This window comes from Candidatus Eisenbacteria bacterium, from assembly GCA_013140805.1.
Classification (GTDB): domain Bacteria; phylum Eisenbacteria; class RBG-16-71-46; order RBG-16-71-46; family RBG-16-71-46; genus JABFRW01.
The window spans coordinates 1-19,559 of sequence record JABFRW010000181.1 but is presented as its reverse complement, the minus strand read 5'-3'; the positions used below and the strand labels follow the sequence as shown (position 1 = coordinate 19,559).

22 protein-coding genes and 1 tRNA gene are annotated in these 19,559 nt (G+C 68.5%); 20 read left to right on the top strand and 3 right to left on the bottom strand.

The window, feature by feature from the left end; genetic code table 11:
* Positions 1-113: 113 nt before the first annotated feature.
* The 20 genes from HOP12_13870 to HOP12_13775 all read left to right on the top strand — a co-directional run bounded on the left by HOP12_13870 (position 114) and on the right by HOP12_13775 (position 16,040).
* Positions 114-608, top strand: coding sequence for a regulatory protein RecX (locus HOP12_13870; GenBank protein ID NOT35229.1), 495 nt, complete (start codon positions 114-116; stop codon positions 606-608).
* A gap of 41 nt (positions 609-649) precedes the next feature.
* Positions 650-1,045 carry a VOC family protein gene (locus HOP12_13865; GenBank protein NOT35228.1) on the top strand — a complete coding sequence of 132 codons (396 nt, stop codon included), beginning with the start codon at positions 650-652 and terminating at the stop codon, positions 1,043-1,045.
* An 89-nt stretch (positions 1,046-1,134) separates the two neighbouring features.
* Entirely contained in the window at positions 1,135-3,864 is a 2,730-nt protein-coding gene (alaS, locus tag HOP12_13860; GenBank protein NOT35227.1) for an alanine--tRNA ligase, read from the top strand.
* Positions 3,861-4,985: a glucose-1-phosphate thymidylyltransferase gene (locus HOP12_13855; protein ID NOT35226.1), complete on the top strand. Its 1,125-nt coding sequence runs from the start codon at positions 3,861-3,863 to the stop codon at positions 4,983-4,985. The genes alaS and HOP12_13855 overlap by 4 nt, the downstream gene beginning before the upstream one ends.
* A 52-nt stretch (positions 4,986-5,037) precedes the next feature.
* Positions 5,038-5,883, top strand: a complete 846-nt coding sequence (gene rfbD, locus HOP12_13850; protein NOT35225.1) for a dTDP-4-dehydrorhamnose reductase — start codon at positions 5,038-5,040, stop codon at positions 5,881-5,883.
* Positions 5,884-5,909: 26 nt separating this feature from the next.
* Positions 5,910-6,653: a D-sedoheptulose 7-phosphate isomerase gene (locus tag HOP12_13845; GenBank protein NOT35224.1), complete on the top strand. Its 744-nt coding sequence runs from the start codon at positions 5,910-5,912 to the stop codon at positions 6,651-6,653.
* Positions 6,650-7,546, top strand: a complete 897-nt coding sequence (locus HOP12_13840) for a decaprenyl-phosphate phosphoribosyltransferase (protein NOT35223.1) — start codon at positions 6,650-6,652, stop codon at positions 7,544-7,546. Before HOP12_13845 ends, HOP12_13840 begins: the two co-directional genes overlap by 4 nt.
* 119 nt (positions 7,547-7,665) lie before the next feature.
* Positions 7,666-8,556, top strand: a complete 891-nt coding sequence (locus tag HOP12_13835) for a hypothetical protein (GenBank protein NOT35222.1) — start codon at positions 7,666-7,668, stop codon at positions 8,554-8,556.
* Positions 8,557-8,669: 113 nt separating this feature from the next.
* Complete coding sequence (locus HOP12_13830; protein NOT35221.1) at positions 8,670-9,026, top strand: septation protein SpoVG; 357 nt, start codon at positions 8,670-8,672, stop codon at positions 9,024-9,026.
* 139 nt (positions 9,027-9,165) lie between these two features.
* Positions 9,166-9,240 (top strand) — tRNA-Gln (locus HOP12_13825).
* 149 nt (positions 9,241-9,389) lie between these two features.
* Entirely contained in the window at positions 9,390-10,322 is a 933-nt protein-coding gene (locus HOP12_13820; protein NOT35220.1) for a ribose-phosphate pyrophosphokinase, read from the top strand.
* Positions 10,323-10,399: 77 nt separating this feature from the next.
* On the top strand, positions 10,400-11,077 hold the full coding sequence (locus HOP12_13815; GenBank protein NOT35219.1) for a 50S ribosomal protein L25: 678 nt from the start codon (positions 10,400-10,402) through the stop codon (positions 11,075-11,077).
* A 3-nt stretch (positions 11,078-11,080) separates the two neighbouring features.
* Positions 11,081-11,668 carry an aminoacyl-tRNA hydrolase gene (locus HOP12_13810; protein ID NOT35218.1) on the top strand — a complete coding sequence of 196 codons (588 nt, stop codon included), beginning with the start codon at positions 11,081-11,083 and terminating at the stop codon, positions 11,666-11,668.
* On the top strand, positions 11,665-12,021 hold the full coding sequence (rpsF, locus tag HOP12_13805; GenBank protein NOT35217.1) for a 30S ribosomal protein S6: 357 nt from the start codon (positions 11,665-11,667) through the stop codon (positions 12,019-12,021). The genes HOP12_13810 and rpsF overlap by 4 nt, the downstream gene beginning before the upstream one ends.
* Before the next feature lie 92 nt (positions 12,022-12,113).
* On the top strand, positions 12,114-12,566 hold the full coding sequence (ssb, locus tag HOP12_13800; protein ID NOT35216.1) for a single-stranded DNA-binding protein: 453 nt from the start codon (positions 12,114-12,116) through the stop codon (positions 12,564-12,566).
* A 48-nt stretch (positions 12,567-12,614) separates the two neighbouring features.
* Complete coding sequence (locus HOP12_13795; protein ID NOT35215.1) at positions 12,615-12,857, top strand: 30S ribosomal protein S18; 243 nt, start codon at positions 12,615-12,617, stop codon at positions 12,855-12,857.
* Complete coding sequence (locus HOP12_13790) at positions 12,841-13,821, top strand: DUF2232 domain-containing protein (protein ID NOT35214.1); 981 nt, start codon at positions 12,841-12,843, stop codon at positions 13,819-13,821. The genes HOP12_13795 and HOP12_13790 overlap by 17 nt, the downstream gene beginning before the upstream one ends.
* A gap of 13 nt (positions 13,822-13,834) precedes the next feature.
* Positions 13,835-14,278, top strand: a complete 444-nt coding sequence (locus tag HOP12_13785; GenBank protein ID NOT35213.1) for a 50S ribosomal protein L9 — start codon at positions 13,835-13,837, stop codon at positions 14,276-14,278.
* Positions 14,275-15,528 carry a hypothetical protein gene (locus HOP12_13780; GenBank protein ID NOT35212.1) on the top strand — a complete coding sequence of 418 codons (1,254 nt, stop codon included), beginning with the start codon at positions 14,275-14,277 and terminating at the stop codon, positions 15,526-15,528. Before HOP12_13785 ends, HOP12_13780 begins: the two co-directional genes overlap by 4 nt.
* Positions 15,525-16,040, top strand: coding sequence for a bifunctional nuclease family protein (locus tag HOP12_13775; protein ID NOT35211.1), 516 nt, complete (start codon positions 15,525-15,527; stop codon positions 16,038-16,040). The genes HOP12_13780 and HOP12_13775 overlap by 4 nt, the downstream gene beginning before the upstream one ends.
* Before the next feature lie 66 nt (positions 16,041-16,106).
* Here HOP12_13775 and HOP12_13770 read toward each other — a convergent pair whose 3' ends face one another.
* From HOP12_13770 to HOP12_13760, 3 genes are all read right to left on the bottom strand, one after another.
* Positions 16,107-17,789 carry a hypothetical protein gene (locus HOP12_13770; protein NOT35210.1) on the bottom strand — a complete coding sequence of 561 codons (1,683 nt, stop codon included), beginning with the start codon at positions 17,787-17,789 and terminating at the stop codon, positions 16,107-16,109.
* An 81-nt stretch (positions 17,790-17,870) separates the two neighbouring features.
* Positions 17,871-18,554, bottom strand: a complete 684-nt coding sequence (locus HOP12_13765; GenBank protein ID NOT35209.1) for an energy transducer TonB — start codon at positions 18,552-18,554, stop codon at positions 17,871-17,873.
* A gap of 30 nt (positions 18,555-18,584) precedes the next feature.
* Positions 18,585-19,559, bottom strand: a 975-nt coding sequence (locus HOP12_13760) for a hypothetical protein (GenBank protein ID NOT35208.1), incomplete at its 5' end; no start/stop codon positions are given.

Below are 19,559 nucleotides of genomic sequence, written 5' to 3'. Positions count from 1 at the left end.
CACCGAGGCGGCCGCCAAGGCGGGTGCCAAGCCTGCCGCGAACGCGGCGGCAGCTCCCGCGCGCCCGCAGCCCGCGATGACGGCGGGGAGCGATCGGCGCCGGTAGTTCCAGCATGCGGGACGCTCCACAAGAAGCGGTGCGTGAGGCGGCGCTCAAAATGCTCGAGCGCCGCCGCCGCACGCGCTCCGATCTCGCGCGGCGGCTGCGCGACAAGGGCTTCGACGCGACCGAGATCGACGCGGTGCTCGATCGCCTGATCGCGGTCGGGCTCGTGAATGATCTCGAGTACGCGCGGGTCTATCTCGAATCGCGCTGGGGGCGTCGGGCGTCCGGCTGGCGGCGGCTCGAGCAAGACCTGCGCGGGCGCGGAATCACCGCCGCCGACATCGCCGCCGCACGCGCGGGATTCGACAGCTCCGAGCGTCCGGCAAGCGAAGTCGAGCTGGCGCGCCGCGTGATCACTCAGAGCGCCCGCCGCATGGCAGCGCTCGATGCCTCGACGCGTCGTCGCCGCCTCTACGCGCTGCTGGTGCGTCGTGGCTTCGATTCCGATGCCATCCGCGAGGCGCTGGCCAGCCACGCGCGCGAGGCCGCGGCGGCGGTATAGAGTCCCGGGCGGCATTTCACTTCGTTCCAGGAGGCATTCCCATGACTGCACCCGCGACACGCCCCGCGATCGGCACCATCGGCTGGATCGACCTGACCGTCGAGGACGCCACGCGCCTGCGCGACTTCTATCGTGAGGTGGTCGGCTGGTCGCCGGAAGACGTGAAGATGGGCGAGTACGCCGACTACAACATGCGGCAACCCGCGAGCCTCGAACCGGCGGTCGGAATGTGTCACCACCGCGGCGTCAACGTGGGCGTGCCTCCACAGTGGATGATCTACATCAACATCGAGGACCTCGACCGTTCCATGGCGCAGACGCGCGCGCTCGGCGGCGAGGTGCTCCACGGACCGCGGGCCATGGGGCCGAACCTGCGCTTCTGCGTGATTCGCGACCCGGCCGGAGCGGTGTGCGGGCTGATGGAGACCAAAGCCTAGCCGGGTCGCAGCCGCGACGGCGCCGCGGTCCGCCGTTCGCCGCTTCCCACCATGCATCCGGGCCGGGAACCGGCTATCTTCCGCGGCCTATGACTGGTACCTCGACCTCCACACGACCGCGGGCCGCGGCCGAGCTGCGCAAGGCGTTCCTCGACTTCTTCATCGCGCGCGGGCACACCGCGGTGCCGTCGTCGCCTCTGGTTCCGAACGATCCGACCCTGCTCTTCACCACCGCCGGCATGGTCCAGTTCAAGCCCTACTACACGGAGGCCGGCGAGGTTCCGTATACGCGCGCGACCTCGATCCAGAAGTGCCTGCGGCTCACCGACCTCGAAAACGTCGGCCGCACGCCGCGCCACGCGACCTTCTTCGAGATGCTGGGCAACTTTTCGTTCGGACCCCGGGAACGCGGCGCCTACTTCAAAGAAGAAGCGATCGCGATGGCGTGGGAGTTCGTGACCCGCGTGCTGCAGATGCCGGTCGATCGGCTCTACCCCTCGGTGTTCGAAGGCGAAGGCGCGCTGCCGCGGGACGACGAGGCGATCGCTCTGTGGAAGAAGATGGGTGTGCCCGAGTCGCGCATCGTGCTGCTGGGAAGGGCCGACAACTTCTGGGGGCCGGCCGGCGGTCAGGGCGCGTGCGGTCCGAGCAGCGAGATCTACTTCGATCTGGGCGAACAACGCCCCGAGTATCTGCCGGAGGATGCGTTCTGGGGTGAGCGGCCGGGCGACCCCGGCGACCGCTTCATGGAGTTCTGGAACCTCGTGTTCCCGCAATTCGACGCGCAGGCCGACGGCTCGTTGAAGCCGCTGCCGCGCCCCGGCATCGACACCGGCATGGGCCTCGACCGGCTCGCGCTGCTGATGCAGGACAAGCGCGTCATCCACGAGACCGACCTGTTCGCTCCGCTGGTCGAGGCGGTGCTCGCGGCGCCGCACGACGGCGCGCGCGACGCGAGAGTGGCCCGCGTCAACGCGAGCATCCTCGCGGATCACGCGCGCGCGCTGACGTTCGCGATCGGCGAAGGCGCGATCCCCGGCAACGAAGGCGCGGGCTACGTGCTGCGCCGCCTGCTGCGGCGTGCGGTGGTGCGCGCGCGTTCCACCCGCGGCCTCAAGCTGGCCGAACCGATCATGGCGAAGCTCGCGGGACTCATCGTCGAGAACTATGGCGACGATTACCCGGAGCTCGAGCGCAGCCGCGCGCAGATCGCGCGCGCGCTCGAGCAGGAGGAAGCGAGTTTCGGCGAGACCTACGAAGCGGGTCTGACGCGGCTCGAGGCGGCGCTCGCCGCCGGATCGAAGACGCTCACTGGCGAGGAGGCGTTCCAGCTCCACGACACCTATGGATTCCCGATCGAGCTGACCGAGGAGATCGCGGCGGAGCGCGGAGTGGTGGTGGATCACGCGGGATTCGAGCGCGCCATGGAGGGTCAGCGCACGCGCGCTCGCGCTGCCAGCAAGTTCGAGCACGCAGTCGAAGGCCCGCGCGCCGCGTGGACCGCCGTCACCGAGGGCTCGCACTCGGAGTTCGTGGGCTACAAGCAGCTGCAGCCCGACGACCTCACGATCCGCCGCTGGCGCGAAGTTGGAGCGCACGAGCTCGAGCTGGTGCTCGACCGCACGCCGTTCTACGCCGAGTCGGGCGGCCAGGTCGCCGATCACGGCCGGCTGGAGACCATCGGACTCGCGGTCGAACTGGTGCACGTTTACAAGGAAGGCGACGCGATCGTGCACCGGGTGCGATTCACGAACGGAACCCGCGACACGCTGTTGTCGGCCGGGGCGCGCGGCGGGCTCAAGGCGCGCGTGGAGCCCGGTCATCGCTTTCCGGTGATGCGCCATCACACGGCGACGCACCTGTTGCATGCGGTCCTGCGCGACGTGCTCGGAGCTCACGTGCGACAGGCGGGCTCGCTGGTCGCCGCGGATCGACTGCGTTTCGACTACACCCACTTCGAGGCGCCGAGTGAGGCGCAGCTCTCGCTCATCGAGCATCGAGTCGCCGAGTGGGCGTTGCGGAATACCGAGGTGAAGTGGGAAGAGATGCCGATCGACGAGGCGAAGAAGCTCGGGGCGATGGCGCTGTTCGGCGAGAAATACGGGGCCGTGGTGCGCATGGTGACGGTGGCGGGCATCGAGCAGGCGCAGCTGCCGATCAGTCGCGAGCTGTGCGGCGGCACCCACGTGCGCCGCACCGGCGACATCGGGGCATTCGTGATCGTCGCGGACTCGGCGGTGGCGAGCGGGGTGCGGCGGCTCGAAGCGCATTGCGGTCACGCAGCACTCGAGTGGCTCAAGTCGCGAGGCGCGCTGCTCGAACGCGCGGCCGCGGCATTGCAGGTCAAGGCGGAGCTGCTGCCCGAGCAGATCGAGAAGCTGCGCGCCGAGACCGACCGGCTGCGGCGCGCCCAGTCGGAAGCCCAGAAGGGCGGGCTCGAAGCCGAGATGCAGCGGCTGGTCGCGAGTGCGACCGAGGCGCCGGGCGGACGTTGGCTGGTGGCCGAGATCACTTCGGAGGCCGATGCGAATGCGGTGCGCGATGCCGCCGATCGGTTGCGTGGTGCGCTCAAGACCGGCGCCGCGGTGCTGGCGCTCCAGGGTGGCGGCAAGCTCACGTTTCTCGCCGCGGTCACCGACGATCTGGTCGCCTCGAAGAAGCTCAGCGCTTCGGAGCTGGTCAAGAAGGTCGCTCAGGTGACCGGCGGCTCGGGCGGCGGCAAGCCGCATCTGGCGCTCGCGGGCGGCAAGGACGTGGCGAGGCTCGGCGACGCGCTCGCCGAGGCGAAGCGGCTGCTGGTCGAGGCCTTCGGAGCATGAAGGCACTCGTCCTTGCCGGTGGCCGCGGCACCCGACTGCGCCCGATCACGCACACCAGTGCCAAGCAGCTGGTGCCGGTCGCGAACAAGCCGGTGCTGTTCTATGGCCTCGAAGCGCTGCGAGACGCCGGCATCCGCGAGGTCGGCATCATCGTGAGCGATCCACGCGAAATGCTGGAGCCGGATCGCCGCACCGGAGAACGCGTCTCGGTGCTGGTCAACAGCCAGGCCGAGATCCGGGCGGCGGTGGGCGATGGTTCGCGCTTCGGGCTCGCGGTGACCTACATCGAGCAGGAGGCGCCGCTCGGCCTCGCGCACGCGGTCAAGATCTCGGAACGCTTCATCGCGGGTGCTCCGTTCGTCATGTACCTCGGCGACAACCTGATCAAGGACGGCATCGGCGAGTTCGTGCGCGAGTTCGAGCGCGAGCAGCCGCACGCGCAGATCCTGCTCGCACACGTGCCGAACCCCAGCGAGTTCGGGGTGGCGGAGCTGGAGGGCGAGCGCGTGGTGCGGCTCGAAGAGAAGCCGAAGCACCCGAAGAGCGATCTGGCACTGGTCGGCGTCTATCTGTTCGGACCCAGCGTGTTCGAGGCGGTGAACGCGATCCAGCCCAGTGCTCGCGGCGAGTTCGAGATCACGGATGCGATCCAGTGGCTGATCTCAAACGGACATCCGGTGCGCTCGCACGTGATCAGCGGCTGGTGGAAGGACACCGGCAAGGTCGAGGATCTGCTCGAGGCGAATCGCATCATCCTGGCGGATCTCCGCCACGAGATCGTCGGCACGGTCGACGCAGCGACCCAGATCGAAGGCGCCGTGTACGTCGCGGCCGGCGCGCGCGTCGAGCGTTCCCGCCTGCGCGGGCCGCTGGTGATCGGGCCGGGCGCCCAGGTGCTCGACGCCTACGTCGGCCCGTTCACCGCGATCGGCGATGGGGCGGTGATCGATCGCGCCGAGATCGAACACTCGATCGTGCTCGAGCGCAGCGTCATTCGACAGATCGAGCATCGCATCGAATCGAGCCTGATCGGCAAGGACGCGGTGGTGACCTCGAGTCCGCTGCGGCCGCGGGCGCATCGACTCATGATCGGCGACTCGAGTCGGGTCGAGCTGGCGTGAGCGGGACGCGGTCCCCGAGAGCGGTGGCGGCCTTCGAGCGCAGGAGCCGCGCATGAGAATCGCGATCACCGGGGCGGCGGGCATGCTGGGTCAGGCGGCGGTGCCCGCGTTCGAGCGCGCCGGCCACCAGGTCCTGGGGCTCGATCGCTCGCGCGCCGATGTGACGAAGCTCGGTTCGCTGCGCGAGGCGTGTCGCGACTTTCGCCCGCAGTGGATCGTGCACCTGGCCGCGTTCACGCGCGTCGACGATTGCGAGTCGAACGCCGACCTCGCCTTCCTGGTCAATGGTGTGGGGGCTGGAAACGCAGCGCAGGTGGCGGCGGAGCACGCGGCCGGGGTGGTGGCGATCTCCTCCGACTACGTGTTCGACGGTCGCGCGGACGCGCCCTATCGCGAGTGGGACGCGACCGCGCCGCGCTCGGTCTACGGCGCGTCCAAGCGCGCGGGCGAGCAGGCGGTCCGTCATCTGAATCCTCGCCACGTCGTGGTACGGACCTCGTGGTTGTTCGGGCACGGCGGCCCGAACTTCGTCGACACCATGCTGCGCAAGGCCCGCGCCGGCGACGCCTTGAAGGTCGTGGACGATCAGCGCGGCTCGCCGACCTACACCGTCGATCTGGCGGACGCGCTGACGCGGCTGGTCGCCGCCGGTGCGTGTGGCACCGCGCAGGTGACGAATCGGGGCGATTGCACGTGGTACGGTTTTGCGCGCTATTTTCTCGATCGCGCGGGCCTCGCCGGCGGGCTCGGACCGACCGATTCGGCCGCGTTCGTCCGACCGGCGCCGCGTCCGGCCTACTCGGTGATGAGTCCGTTGTGGTATGAGCATGTCACGGGTGCTCGCATGCCGGACTGGCAGGATGCCGTCGATCGCTACCTCGACGAGGTGGCGCAGTGAGGCGCACTCCACGGAAGGGGGACACGATGGTTCGCACTCGCCGCCCGGGCTCCGATGATGCGGCGCGTGGCCCGCTCGAGCGCGCGGCACGCACCTCGCTCGCCGAATCCGCGCGCACGCTCGCCACGATTCACAAGCGCAATGCGGGAAGTGTCGCCGCCGCCGCCGAGATCCTGATCGCCTGCTTCGAAAACGGCGGCACCGCGTTCTTCTGCGGCAACGGGGGCAGTGCCGCCGACGCCCAGCACCTGGCCTGCGAGTTCGCGGGGCGCTACCTGATCGACCGGCCGGGGCTGCCATCGGTCGCACTCACCACCAACTCCTCGGCGCTGACCGCGATCGGCAACGACTACGGTTACGACGACGTGTTCGCGCGCCAGCTCGAGGGTATCGGTTGCCCGGGCGACGTCCTGGTCGCCATCTCCACCAGCGGTAAGTCCGAGAGCGTGAGGCGAGCGGTCACCACCGCCCATGCGCTCGGGATGACCGTGATCGGTATGACGGGTGCACGCGGCGGCGAATTCGCGGCGATGTGCGATCTCGCTCTGGTGAGTCCGCACGCGGTGACGCCGCACATTCAGGAGGGCCACATCGCGATGGGGCACACGTTCTGTCTGCTGGTCGAGCGCGCGCTGTTCGGCGACCTGGCCGAGCGCGCGGGGCCGAAACGCGGCGCGACGAAGCAGCGCGGCGCGACGCCGAAGCGCTCCGGGACGGCCAGGCGCACCGGAACGGCGCGCACGAAGCCGGTTCGGGAGCGAGCGCGATGATCGTCGCCCTGATTCAGGCGCTGCGTCCCAAGCAGTGGACCAAGAACTTGCTGATCTTCGCCGGCATCGTGTTCTCGCGACACCTGCTGCAGCCCGATTTCCTGGTCCGCGTGGCGGCCGGTTTCGGCGCGTTCTGCCTGCTGGCGGGCAGCGTCTACATGCTCAACGACCTGCGCGACATCGCCGCCGACCGCGAGCATCCGCGCAAGCGGCTGCGCCCGATCGCATCGGGACGCCTGCCGGTCGCTGTCGCGTGGATCGCGCTTCCGGTCCTGCTGGGCGCGGTGGCGGTGCTCGCACGCTGGCTGGGACCGGGATTCATGATGACGGCAGGCGCGTACGTCCTGATCAATCTGTTCTATTCGATGGGTATCAAGCACGTGGTGCTGGTGGATGTCTTCGTGATCGCGATCGGATTCGTATTGCGCGCGATCGCAGGGGTGCAATTGCTATTGCCGGTCGCGCCCGAGACCGCGATCTCGCCGTGGCTGCTGGTCTGCACGTTCTTCGGTGCCTTGTTCCTGGCGCTCGCGAAGCGGAGGCGAGAAATCGCGAACGCGGTCGTGGCCGACGGACAGGCGAGCCGCCAGCGTGCGGTGCTCGATCACTACTCGCCCGAGCTGCTCGAGGGTCTGCTGCTGATCTCGGCGGCGACCAGTCTCATGGCCTACGCGCTCTACACCATCTGGCCCGGCACCGTTGCGAACTTCGGCACCGAGGCGTTGCTCTACACCGTGCCGTTTGTGGCCTACGGGATCTTCCGCTATCTCTACCTGGTGCGCGTCGCCGAGAACACCGAGGATCCCTCGCAGGTGCTGCTCACGGATCGCCCGCTCGGAGTGTGCGTGGCGCTCTACCTGGTGACGGTGGTTCTGATCATCTATCGGACCTGATGCGCGTGCGCGTCACGAAGTCCGGCAGGGGTGCGCGCGGCATTCGGATCGAGGCACGCGCAAAACTGAATCTGGGTCTCGTCGTCGGGCCCCGACGCGCCGATGGATACCACGAACTCGTGACCGTCTTTCAGTCGGTGAGCCTCGCGGACACGCTCATCGTGCGCCCGCGCGCGCGCGGTTTCCGGCTGCGCGTGCGCTATGAAGACGCGGCGGTCGCGCGGCCGAGCCGCTCGCGAAAAGTGGCGAGTGATCGCGCGAGCTCGCCCAAATTGGCGAAGCGCGCGGGACGCTCGAGCCGCGTTCCCGCGGGCGCGGACAATCTGGTGCTGCGCGCGGCGCGGCTCGCGGCGCGCACCCTCGGAGTCGTGCGGGGCGCCGATTTCGAGTTGATCAAGCGCATTCCCGTGCAGGCCGGCATGGGTGGCGGCAGTGCCGACGCGGCCGCGGCGGTGATCGGAATTGCACGACTGAACGGGCTGAGGCTCGGCGCGGTGCAGAAGCTTGCTCTCGCAACTGCGCTCGGCTCCGACGTGCCGTTCGCGATTCGTGGCGGAACCGCGATCGGACGTGGTCGCGGCGAGTTGCTCGCGCCCGTGCGACTCGATCGACGGTTCCGCGCCGTGGTGGCGATGCCCGCGTGGGGGATCTCGACGCGAGCGGCCTTTGCGCGCATCGACCGCGCGAAATATGGCTTGACACGATGGAGAGCCACTCTAAGATTCGCGAAGAATCTCGATCGGAACATCGTATCGATTGACGATGCATTGCGATTCGGGAACAGCTTCGAGCGTGTGCTCGGGGATCGCGGCCGCGATTTCGTGTCCTTGTGTGGAAGGCTCGAAGCCAGCGGTGCGCGGCATCCGCGAATGACCGGCAGTGGATCGGCGGTGTTCGCGGTGCTTCCGCCGGACGTCGCCGCCCGGCACGTCCTCGCGCACTTCGTCGGACCCGAACGATTGTTTTTTGTGCGTTCGGTCCCAGGCGGCATGCTCGTCACAAGAATCTGATCCGTTCGACCGGAGGCAGGGATGCACAACGGTCCAGCGACTCCCCGTAGTACGCGTCACCCACGCGGGCGCGTCATGGCCGATGCTTCGAAACGTCCGAGCGCTCGGCGATGATCCAGATCACCGAAGTCCGCGTCTCGCTTCGCAACGACGACAAGTTGAAGGCATTCGTGAGCATCACGCTCGAGGACTCGTTCGTGATCCGAGGCCTCAAGATCATCTCCGGAAACTCGGGGCTGTTCGTCGCGATGCCGAGCCGCAAGCGCCCCGACGGGCAACATCAGGACCTCGCGCACCCGATCAACGACGCCACTCGCAAGTACCTCACCGAGATCGTGCTGGCCGAGTACCAGGTCGAGTTGAAGAATCCTGGCCGCCACGTCATGGCGGGGCACGGAGCGCCGCAGAGCAACCAACCGGACGGCACGCACGACGGGTCGCACGACGGACACCACGAGGGCTACGAGTAGTCCAGCGTTCGATTTCCGTTTGACTTCGGCCGGGGGGGATGGCTACTCTCCCCCGGCTTTTTCCCATCCTGTGGCCAGTAGCCAGCACCCCGGACCCGGAAGCGCGGGGACGGACCGTGACGGAATCCCCGTTCGTTGGTGGGGCGTGGCCAAGCGGTAAGGCACGAGACTTTGGATCTCGCATCCGGAGGTTCGAATCCTCCCGCCCCAGCCAACCGGGCGTGAGGCAACGGCCCTGGTTTCGATGTGTGGCCGTTCCTCGCCCCGCGCGGACCGGCCGCTCAACTGCGTTCTGCGCCCGCCCCTGCCTCTTCGGGACGCGGCGGAGTTCGCACCTATGGTTCGACGGGGAGGACACGTCACGTGGATCCGTGCCGCATCTTCGCGGGTAACGCCAGCCGGCGTCTGGCCCAGGCGATCTGCGACAAGCTGAAAGTCCCGCTCGGTGACATCGAGGTCTCGCGCTTCGAAGACGGCGAGGTTTCGGTGCGCTTCAACGAGAACATTCGCGGCAGCGACGTGTTCATCGTGCAGTCGACCGGGGCGCCCGCCGACTACCTCATGGAACTGCTGGTGATGATCGACGCCGCCAAGCGCGCTTCGGCGCGGCGCGTCACCGCGGTGATTCCGTATTTCGGTTATGCGCGCCAGGACCGCAAGGACCAGCCGCGCGCACCGATCACGGCCAAGCTGGTCGCAAACGTCATCACCGTGGCGGGCGCGGATCGCGCGCTGACCATGGACCTGCACAGCGCTCAGATTCAGGGGTTCTTCGACATCCCGTTCGACCATCTCTACTCGGCGCCGGTGCTGATCGAGTACTTCCAGAAGAAGCAGCTGCAGAATCTCCTGGTGGTGGCGCCCGACATCGGCAGCGTCAAGATGGCGCGCGCCTACGCGAAGCGACTCGGCTGCGACCTGGCACTCGTCGACAAGCGGCGTCCGCGCGCGGACTCGGTCGAGATCATGAACGTGATCGGCGACGTCGACGGCAAGAACGTCGTGTTCTTCGACGACGTGCTCACGACCGGCCGCACGCTGTGCCAGGCGGCCGAAGCGATCCGCGCTCGCGGAGCGCGCGACATCTACGCCGGCATCACGCACGGCGTGCTGTGCCCCGACGCGTTCGAGCGCATCGCCAGGTCGCCGCTCACGGAGCTGGTCATCACCGACACGCTCAACCACGAGCACATGGATTTGCCGGCCAACATCACCGAGTTGTCGGTGGCGGGGTTGCTCGGCGAGGCGGTTCAGCGCATCCACGAGGAGCGCTCACTGAGTTCGTTGTTCGTCTGAAGCCAGGCCGGGCGGAGCATCCGATGCCCGCCCGCCGTTCCGCCGGACTCGATCCGGCGTTCCAGTAAGGAGGAGTCATGGCAGTCATCCCGCTCAAGGGCTCGCCGCGCGACCGGCTCGGCAAGGGTGGCGCGCGCAAGACGCGCGCGGCCGGCGCGATCCCGGGCGTCATCTACGGACACGGGGAGACCCCGCAGGCCGTCAGCGTGGAGCGCGTCGAATTCGAGACCGCGATCCGTCAGCACAAGGGCGGCAATCCGATCATCCATCTGGCGCTCGGCACCCACGAGTACACGGCGCTGCTGCGCAGCGCGCAGCGCGATCCGCTGTCGCAGCAGATCATCCACATCGACTTTCAGCACATCTCGCTGACCGAGACCGTCGAGGTCGAGGTGCCGGTGCACCTGATCGGTCTCTCGATCGGCGTGAAGGACGGCGGCGGCATTCTCGAGCACGGCCTGCGCGAGATCGAGATTCGCTGTCTGCCGACCGCGATTCCGACCTCGATCGACATCGACGTCACGGCGCTCGCCATCGGCGATTCGATTCACGTGCGCGACCTCAAGGTCGAGGGCGTGACGATCCTCAGCGATGCCGACGCGGTGGTTGCAGTCGTGGCGGCGCCGACCGTCATGGAAGAGACCACAGCTGCGGCGACGCTCGAAGGCACGCCGGGCAAGGTGGAGCCCGAGGTCATCACGAAGGGCAAGAAGGACGAAGCGGCCGAAGGCGCAGAGAAGGAAAAGAAGAAGTAGGCCGTGCGGCTGGTGCTCGGTCTCGGCAATCCGGGCGAACGGTACGCGGCCACGCGCCACAACGTGGCGTGGCGGGTGCTCGATGCGCTGGTTGCGAAGTGGCCGGGCGTGGCCTCGGAGCGTGGGACGTCGTACGAGTCCCGCCGGGTCCGCCTGCCGATTGAAGAGCTCGAACTGCTGAAGCCGCTCACGTTCATGAACCTGAGCGGAGAGGCGCTCGACGACTGGCGTCGCGGGCGCACGTGGGACGACGGGCAGTTGCTGGTGATTTCGGACGATGTGTATCTGCCGGTCGGCGTGCTGCGATTGCGCCGTTCCGGATCGAGTGGTGGCCACCGCGGACTCGAGAGTCTCGAGTCCGCGCTCGGACACCGGGAGTTCGCGCGACTGCGGGTCGGCGTCGGAGCGGCAGAAGACGCCGCGGCGCTGCGGGAACACGTTCTCGAGACGTTTTCCGCCGCAGAGGAGACGGTCATGAAAGAAGTCGTCGCGCGCGCGCGGGAAATCGTCGAAGTGTGGGCGACCGACGGCATCACGGTCGCCATGAACCGGTTCAATCGCCGGGTGGGTCAGGAGGGTTCAGAATCGTGACCAAGTACGAAACCACATTCATCCTCGATCCGGGTCTCGATGAGAACCGGGTGAACGAGGAGGTGGAGCGCGTCTCCCAGTGGATCAAGGATCTGGGTGGCGAAGTGCTCGAAGTTCAACGCTGGGGCAAGCGACGCCTGGCGTACGAGATCCGCAAGCGTCGCGACGGGATCTACACCTTCGTGGTGCACGAGAGTGGCAACGCGGTGGTGCGCGAAATCGAACGCCGCTTGCGCCTCAACGAAAACGTCATGCGAGTGCTCACGGTGATGCACGTTCCACCCGAACTGACGCAGGGTCGCCCCGATGCCGAAGTGGCCGCCGCGGCGGCCGAGGCGGGCGACGACGAGTGACGCATCGCAGCGGTTCGTGCGCGCGCCCGCGAGGCGGCGCGGCGATGCCGCTCGGTGCGTGAACGAAAACATGCCCCCGTCGGAGGTGGGTCATGGCCGAACTCAGACTTCCCGAGCTCAATCGGGTCCTGATCAGCGGTCGCCTCACGCGTGATCCGGATCGGCGCTATGCGTCGGACGGGACGACGGTCACGACGTTCGATCTCGCGTTCCATCGCCGCTATCGGAATCGCGACGGCAGCGCAGGCGAGCAGACCGGGTTCGTGACGGTGGTGACGTATCAGCGAGTGGCTGAAACAGTGGGTGAGTACCTGCACAAGGGCAGCGCGGTGATGATCGAAGGCCGCCTGCAGATGCGGGAGTGGCAGAACGAGCGCGGCGAACGCCGCACGCGGATCGAGGTGCGCGCCGAGCTGGTGCACTTCCTCGAACGCCGCGGGGCGGACGCCGGAACGGAAGTCGTCGCGGGGCCCGGGGCCCCGCCGAAGTCGGAATCCGGCGAAGCCGATCGCGCCCGCGGGGCGCGGCGGCGCAACCGAAGTTAGGCGGACCCGCACCCGTTGCGGTCGGAGTTCGCGAGGCGTGGAGACGACATGGCACGTGAGCGTGAAGGCAAGAGTTTCAAGAAGAAGTACTGCAAGCTGTGCTTCGAGAAGGTCGGCTTCGTGGACTACAAGGACGAAAAGCGGCTCGGTCGCTTCATCACCGATCGCGGCAAGATCGTGCCGCGTCGCGTGTCCGGTACCTGCGCCCGTCACCAGAAGCAGATCACCATCGCTGTGAAGCGCGCGCGCGTTCTGGCGCTGATGCCGTTCACGAGTGATCTCTACCGCTGAACTGGGGCGCTCACGCGGAGCGGGCTGGCGCGCGGTCTTCATCGTGGCCGGGCTTGCAGCGGGAGCGTGGGCGACGCCGTCGCCGTGGGGCTGGCTGTGGCTGCTGGTGCCGCTCGTCGTCGCGGCTTCGCTGCTGCTGTGCTGGCGCTTCGGGGTGTGGGGCGTCGTGACACCGGTTGCGCTGCAGGTCGGCAGCATGCTGGCCAGCGGACCCGCCAACCCGTGGTTGTGGTGGGTTCCGGTCACCGCATTGAGCGGCGCGTGGATGGGACTTCGCGAAGAGGGTGGCGGACCCGGCTCCGGGCATCGCGCCTGGATGCTGCTGCCGTTGCTGGTGCTCGCCGCCGCGCTGCCGTGGACGCCCGGCTATCCGACGCTCGTCAGCCGCATGCAGTCGATGCTCGACGAGGGTTCGCGGCAACGTGTCGAAATGCTGCGCCAGATGGGCTACGACGGCGAGCGACTGCAGACCGCCCAGCACCTGGGCGAGGAGAGCGATGCGCTGGTCCGCCGCGCACTGCCCTTCGCGCTGCCGAGTCTCATGTTCCTGTGGGTCGCGATGCTCGTCACGGCGGGCCGCGTGATCGCGGGCCGCGCCGCCGCCTGGATTCGCTGGCCTCCGTTGTCGGACCACCCGTTCGCCAACTGGCGGCTGCCGGACGGTGCCTTGTGGCTGTTCCTGGCCGGTCTCGGGCTGGTGCTGCTCGGCCGGCCCGAGTTGATGCCGACCGCATGGACACTGCTCGCGGTCCCCGGTATTGGTTTTTGTCTGCAGGGGGTGGCGGTCGTAGAATCCCTCCTGCTCGCTCGCGGCGTACCTCACGCCATCATCGCTCTCACGCTGCTGTTCGTGTTCGTCATGGCGTTGCCGGTCTTCCTCATGACCTCGGCATGCCTCGGGCTCAGCGACGTGTGGCTGGACTTTCGGCGTCTGGAATCGGACGTCGAGGCAGAGCCTTCCTAGGAGTCAATCGACGATGAACATCATCCTGCTCGAAGATCTTCCGGGCCTTGGTGACAAGGGCGCGACCGTTCAGGTCAAGCCCGGTTACGCCCGTAATTTCCTGCTGCCCCGCCGGCTCGCGATCGCGACCGGAACCGGATCCGCCAAGCTGTTCCAGGAGTTGAGCCGCCAGCGCGAGATCGCCGTCGATCGCAGGATCGCGGAAGCGCGCGCCGAGGCCGCCAGGCTCGAAGGCGCCGAGGTCAACATCTCCGCGCAGGCGAACGACGAGGACACGCTGTTCGGCTCGATCACCAACGCCGACGTCGCCGACGCGCTGAATCGCGCCGGACATGCCGTGGAGCGTCGTCAGATCGAACTCGAAGATCACATCAAGCAGCTCGGCAAGTACGACGTGCCGGTCAAGTTCTTCGGCGGCGTGACGGCCACCGTCAAAGTCTGGGTGGTGCGGGCATGATCAGACGGCGCGATGCACGGAATCGAATCGCGCTGGTCGTGCTGGCGCTGGCGCTCGCCGTTCCGGTGGTGCACGCCGCCACCGCACGTCCCAGGGCGCGCGTCGCGGCCGCCCGCGACACGGTGCTGGTCCGCGTCGGCAGCGAGACGATCACGACGGCCACGGTCAATCAGCGCATCAACGAGCTGCCGGAGCAGGTGCGTTCCACGTTCACGACCCCCGACGGCCGCCAGCGTCTGATCGAGCGCCTGGTCGAGGAAAAGGTATGGCTGATGGCGGCGCAGAAAGCCGGCGTCTCGGAGCGTCCGGATCTGAAGACGCAACTCGAGCAGCAGCGCCGCGACCTGCTGATCCGCACGTACGTCACCGAGCTGATGGCGAATAACGCGGCCCCCAGCGACTCCGAGGCGATGCAGTACTACCGCGAGCACCTCGCCGACTACCGCACACCGGCGACCGTCTCGCTGAGCCACCTGCAGACGCGTACCGAGGCCGAGGCGAGACGCCTGCTGCCGTTCGCGCGCAAGCAGGACTGGAAGGCGCTGGTGACGAAGAACTCGACCGACACCACCACGCGGCGCACCGGCGGTTCGCTCGGCGTCGTGACGCGCGAGGGACTGTTCGGCTCGCTCGGCGTGCAGCCGGCGCTGGCCGAGTCTTCGTTCACGCTCGCCGAAGGGGCGATCGGGGGACCGTGGCGCACCGAGCGCGGCTGGCATCTGATCCGGCTCGATTCGCGGCGCGCCGACGGCGAACGTCCGTTCGAGCAGGTGCGGCAGCAGATCATGCGCCAGCTCTCGGCCAAGCGATCGCAGGACTTCTATCAGAACGAACTCCAGAAGGCGAAGCAGAACCTGCGGGTGACCGCCGATTCGGCCGCCATCAAGAGCTTCGTTTCGCAGCGCAAGTCGGCCCGCGAGCAGTTCAACGAAGCGCAGCTCGCGGGCGCGGCGGCGGATCGTATCCAGGCGTACCGGGCGCTGCTCGCCGATCATCCCGACAGCGACGTGAGCGCTCAGGCGCAGTTCATGATCGGATTCATCCAGTCCGAGGAGCTCAAGGACTTCCCGGCCGCTGACGCGTCGTTTCGCGAGCTGCTCAAGCGCTGGCCCAAGTCCGAGCTGGTCGCGTCCGCGCAGTGGATGGTGGATCACATGCGCTCGGAAGACGCCCCGGCATTCATGAATCTCGAGGGCGACAGCTCGCAGGCTGCGGCCGGGGCGCGCAAAGAGGGCGCAAAGCGTCCGTGAAGGTGGTCGAGGTCGCGATCCATGGGCTGATCCTCGAGCCCAAGTCGCAGCAGAACGTCGTGATCCTTCAGGAGACCGAGGGGAGCCGGATCCTGCCGATCTGGATCGGCCCCGGTGAGGCGCTCGCGATTCGTCGGCTGATCAACGACGAGCCGTTCCCGCGCCCGCTCACCCACGATCTGCTGCAGACGCTGCTCGACGGACTCAAGGCGCGCGTCACCCGGGTGGTGATCGCCGAGCTGCGCGAGCGAACCTACTTCGCCAACGTCGTCGTCGAACGCGACAGCGACGTCGTATCGGTCGACGCACGACCCTCGGACGCCATCGCGGTCGCGCTGCGCGCCAAGGCCGCGATCTTCGTCAACGACGAACTGCTCGAGGAACCGCGTCCCGCGGAGCCCGGCGACGAGGAAGCCACGCCGCGCGAGCTGACCGACGAGGAGAAGGCCGACCAGCTGCGTCGCTTTCTCGAGAAACTCGATCCCGAGGACTTCGGCAAGTTCCAGATGTAGCCGCGCCGCGTCCCCGAGCACGGGCATCGAGTCGCGCCGAAACCTCACGTCGTGCGCATGCCGCCGTTACAGGTCCTCGATCCGCAGCGGCGTGTCCGCGTGCTGCCACGCCCGTTCGAAGCGCGCGCGAACCCCGCGGGCCTCGAGCGCACGGCCGCCGCGCTCGAGCGCTTCGGCGAGCCCGAACAACGCGCGTCCGCTGCGTGGTCGCCGCGCCAGCTCCTCACGCAGCACCGTTTCGGCGCCCCGGGCGTCGCCGGCCCGCAGCAGCAGGCCGGCCCATGCCTCGCGCGGATGCACGTACCAGTCCGGCGGCTCGTCGTAGGCCAGCGAGTCCTCGGCACTCGCCGCGCTTCGAAATCGTTCGCCCGCCAGCGCCCGATCCCCGCGAGCCTCGGCGAGTCGCGCGCTCAGGTAGGCGTCGGCGACCGCGAGCACCCGTGCGCCGGGATTCAAGCCGAAGTAGAAGTCGGCGGGCAGCGCCGCGCGTGCGGCTGCGAATCCGCGCGCCTCGCGTTCGGCCTCGGCCGGTCGGCCGGTCGCGGCGAACGCGAGGCCGCGGGCGAAGCGCCACATCGCGGTGGTCATCGGCATCCGCGCCGCCGGTGCCGGTACCGCCAGCACTTCGGTCCAGCGCCGGAACTTGGCCTGCACCAGGATCCCGCTCGGTGTGAAGAGCTCCAGCATCGGCATGTCGTGAACCTGCGGCGAAGCGTGTGCGACCACTTCGCGCGCCGCACGCATGGCCTCGGCGTAGTGGCCCGCCATCGCGTAGCTGTACGCCGCCATGTGCAGATTGTGGTTGTAGTACATCGCGGAGTAGAAACCGGTGATGCCTTCGGCCGCGAGGTACTCACGATCGGAATGCGCCGCGCGATCGTTGATGCGGCCGGACTCGAAATAGTCGCCCGCCAGCACCATGAGGTGCGTCGGCATGTGCACCAGGTGCCCGGCGTTGGGCGTCAGCTCAGGCAGGCGAGCGGCCCACGCGAGGGCGCGTTCCGGATCGGGCGACGCTTCGACGGCGTGAATGTAGAAGTGGATCGCGCCGGTGTGCTCGGGGTCGCGTCTCAGCACCGACTCGAGCCGTTCGAGGATCGTGGGGGTTTCCGGGGCCGCGGTACCGTCGAGCGACCACAGCTGCCACGGACGCAGGTTCATGAGCGCATCGGCGTAGAGCACCGCCGCGTCGAGATCGTCGGGGTGGCGTGCCTGCACGAGCCGCATCGCCTCTGCGTAGGCGCGGTCACGCGCGGCCCGATCGGGCCCCGCGGTCGAGTCGTAGCGCGCGCCGAGTGCTTCGACATAGTCGCGCTCGCGGGGCGCCGCCTGCGCGAGTCGTGCGCGTGCGAACGACAGCGCCTCCCGGGCACGGGCCTCGTGCTCGGCGTCCATCGGCAGGTTGATGTTCGGCCCGTTCGCATACGCGATGCCCCAGTAGGCGATCGCGAGGCCCGAGTCGGCCGCCGCCGCGCGTTCGAAGGCGCGGATCGCCTCGTCGTGATTGAAGGCGTAGCAGAGCCTGAGGCCCTGATCGAACCAGCTCTGAGCACTGGTGTCGCGGCTCGAGATCTCGAAGTGCACGCCGCCGAGTCCGGTGATCCGCCGCGCGGGCGGGCGCTTGGGCTCCGGAGCCGGGCGAGTGTGGTGCGCGTGGACCCGCTCGGCGCCGCACAGCAGCGCGAGCAGCAGCATCGGCGCGAGCGATCGGGCGAGGGCCCGGGCGGTGACTACGAACGGCGTTCGCATGACTGCCTCCGTGGCGATCGAAGTTTCGATGCGCGGAAACTTACGAGAGTCGGCGGGCGCTCCGCCACGGGAATGTGCGGATCAGTCGTAGATGCGAAACGCGAAGCGGAACACGGCGTACACCTCGCTCACGGCGCCGTCGCGGCGGAACGGCCGGAAGCGGCACTCGCGCACCGCGACCCTCGCCGCGTCCTCGAAGCGCGCCTCGCCGGTGCTCGCCAGCACTTCGATCCCGATCACGGCGCCCAGCGTGTCCACCAGTGCTTGCAGCGTGACCTTGCCCTCGACGTTCTGCTCCAGCAGCTCCGGCGGATAGGTGGGGCGCACCAGATGCTCGATCACCAGGTCCTCGGAGCGGATCACCGGTACCTGGCTGCGCTGGCGTGGCGAACGCGAGTCGAGGCCGAAGTCCGTTTCGCCTTCGAGCGTCATCAGCGGACGCGTCTCGGGTCGTGCGCGCGGATGCGAGGAGGCGGTACCTCCGCTGCCACCGCCGGCGCGCGCCGCGATCGGCTGCAGGGCGCCGAGCTGCTGGGTGCGCTCTCCGACGCCTTCGTACCGCTGCAGCTCGATGCGCCGCACGTACTGGTCCGCACCTTCGTAGCCGAAACGGCTCTGTTCGCGCACCGCCTCACGGAACTCGGGTGACACGAGAGCGGCGAGGATCGGAGCCAGCCCGACGACGCTGAGGGCGAAGGTCAACCACGCCACGCGCCGTGCGGCGCGTCGCTGCTCGAGGAAATAGGCGTCGATCCCGTATGACATGCAAACCGTCCAACGGGGCCGCCCGCGCGCCTAGTGGTCACGCGGCCCAGTCACGACGGCACCCCGCGACGATTCTAGCAAAACCAATCGCGCGTTCAGTCGAGCATCTTGCACGGAGACCTCGAGCGGGCCGGCTTCGCTGCGTTCGAAGCGGATCCAGCCCTCGCGATCGGTCGCGAGGACGAGCGCGCCTCCGAGCGTGACGAGCGCGCCTTCGAGCGGCTGCCCCGCCGGGTTCTGAACCCTCAGCGAGTCGAGCGGCCACGCGGTTTCGGAACTCCACTCGCGCGCGAGCGCGACCAGCAGCGCATAGGCGGTGGCGCGAAGGGCGCCGGGGGCGAGTACGCGCGCCTCGGACGTGCTGTCGTCGAGGCGCGCAGGCGAGACGAACAGCGCAGGACACGAGACCTGCTGCAGAGGGTAGAGGGCGTCCTCGCGCACCCTCGCGGTGCCGAGCCCGAAGCGCTCCATCGACTCCGCGGTGCGTTGCGCCCAGCGCCGCCCCAGGGGACTCGAGAAATAGTGTCCGATTGCGGGCGGCATCGAGCGATGCCCGATCCTCAGGTAGCGCTCGCTGTCGAACGCCTCGGAGATTCGCACTCGTTCCGGCTCCGACAACGCAGCATCGCCGCGCCGCGTGATCTGAACCGATGCGCCCGCTGCCGTCAGCATGCCTTCCAACATGCGCGCGAGCTCGAGATTGACCAGCGAGGCGCGCGTGCCGCCCGGACCGACGCCGCCCGGGTCGTCGCCACCGCCATCGGGATCGAGCGTGATGCGCCGCCCCGCGAGAGCACCTCCGAACCACGCCACGAATCGCGGCGGCAGCGAATCGGCACCCCAGCTTCGATAGCCCGCCAGCGCCGGCGTCAGGGGGCGCCGATCGCGATCGAGCGGGATCACGCCGTGCCCGTCGCGATTGAGCCACCCGAGCCGCCGCGACGACTCGAGGGTGCCGGGTGCTTCGCGCAACGGAGTCGCGCCAGGCATCTCCAGCACCTGGCC

What these genes read in the sequence shown, in the direction of transcription:
- HOP12_13815 (NOT35219.1), top strand. Translation starts at nt 10,400, where the DNA reads ATGGCAGTCATCCCGCTCAAGGGCTCGCCGCGCGACCGGCTCGGCAAG.
- rfbD (NOT35225.1), top strand. Translation starts at nt 5,038, where the DNA reads ATGAGAATCGCGATCACCGGGGCGGCGGGCATGCTGGGTCAGGCGGCG.
- HOP12_13770 (NOT35210.1), bottom strand. Translation starts at nt 17,789, where the DNA reads ATGCGAACGCCGTTCGTAGTCACCGCCCGGGCCCTCGCCCGATCGCTC.
- HOP12_13865 (NOT35228.1), top strand. Translation starts at nt 650, where the DNA reads ATGACTGCACCCGCGACACGCCCCGCGATCGGCACCATCGGCTGGATC.
- HOP12_13845 (NOT35224.1), top strand. Translation starts at nt 5,910, where the DNA reads ATGGTTCGCACTCGCCGCCCGGGCTCCGATGATGCGGCGCGTGGCCCG.
- HOP12_13795 (NOT35215.1), top strand. Translation starts at nt 12,615, where the DNA reads ATGGCACGTGAGCGTGAAGGCAAGAGTTTCAAGAAGAAGTACTGCAAG.
- HOP12_13840 (NOT35223.1), top strand. Translation starts at nt 6,650, where the DNA reads ATGATCGTCGCCCTGATTCAGGCGCTGCGTCCCAAGCAGTGGACCAAG.
- HOP12_13785 (NOT35213.1), top strand. Translation starts at nt 13,835, where the DNA reads ATGAACATCATCCTGCTCGAAGATCTTCCGGGCCTTGGTGACAAGGGC.
- HOP12_13765 (NOT35209.1), bottom strand. Translation starts at nt 18,554, where the DNA reads ATGTCATACGGGATCGACGCCTATTTCCTCGAGCAGCGACGCGCCGCA.
- HOP12_13855 (NOT35226.1), top strand. Translation starts at nt 3,861, where the DNA reads ATGAAGGCACTCGTCCTTGCCGGTGGCCGCGGCACCCGACTGCGCCCG.
- HOP12_13780 (NOT35212.1), top strand. Translation starts at nt 14,275, where the DNA reads ATGATCAGACGGCGCGATGCACGGAATCGAATCGCGCTGGTCGTGCTG.
- alaS (NOT35227.1), top strand. Translation starts at nt 1,135, where the DNA reads ATGACTGGTACCTCGACCTCCACACGACCGCGGGCCGCGGCCGAGCTG.
- HOP12_13870 (NOT35229.1), top strand. Translation starts at nt 114, where the DNA reads ATGCGGGACGCTCCACAAGAAGCGGTGCGTGAGGCGGCGCTCAAAATG.
- ssb (NOT35216.1), top strand. Translation starts at nt 12,114, where the DNA reads ATGGCCGAACTCAGACTTCCCGAGCTCAATCGGGTCCTGATCAGCGGT.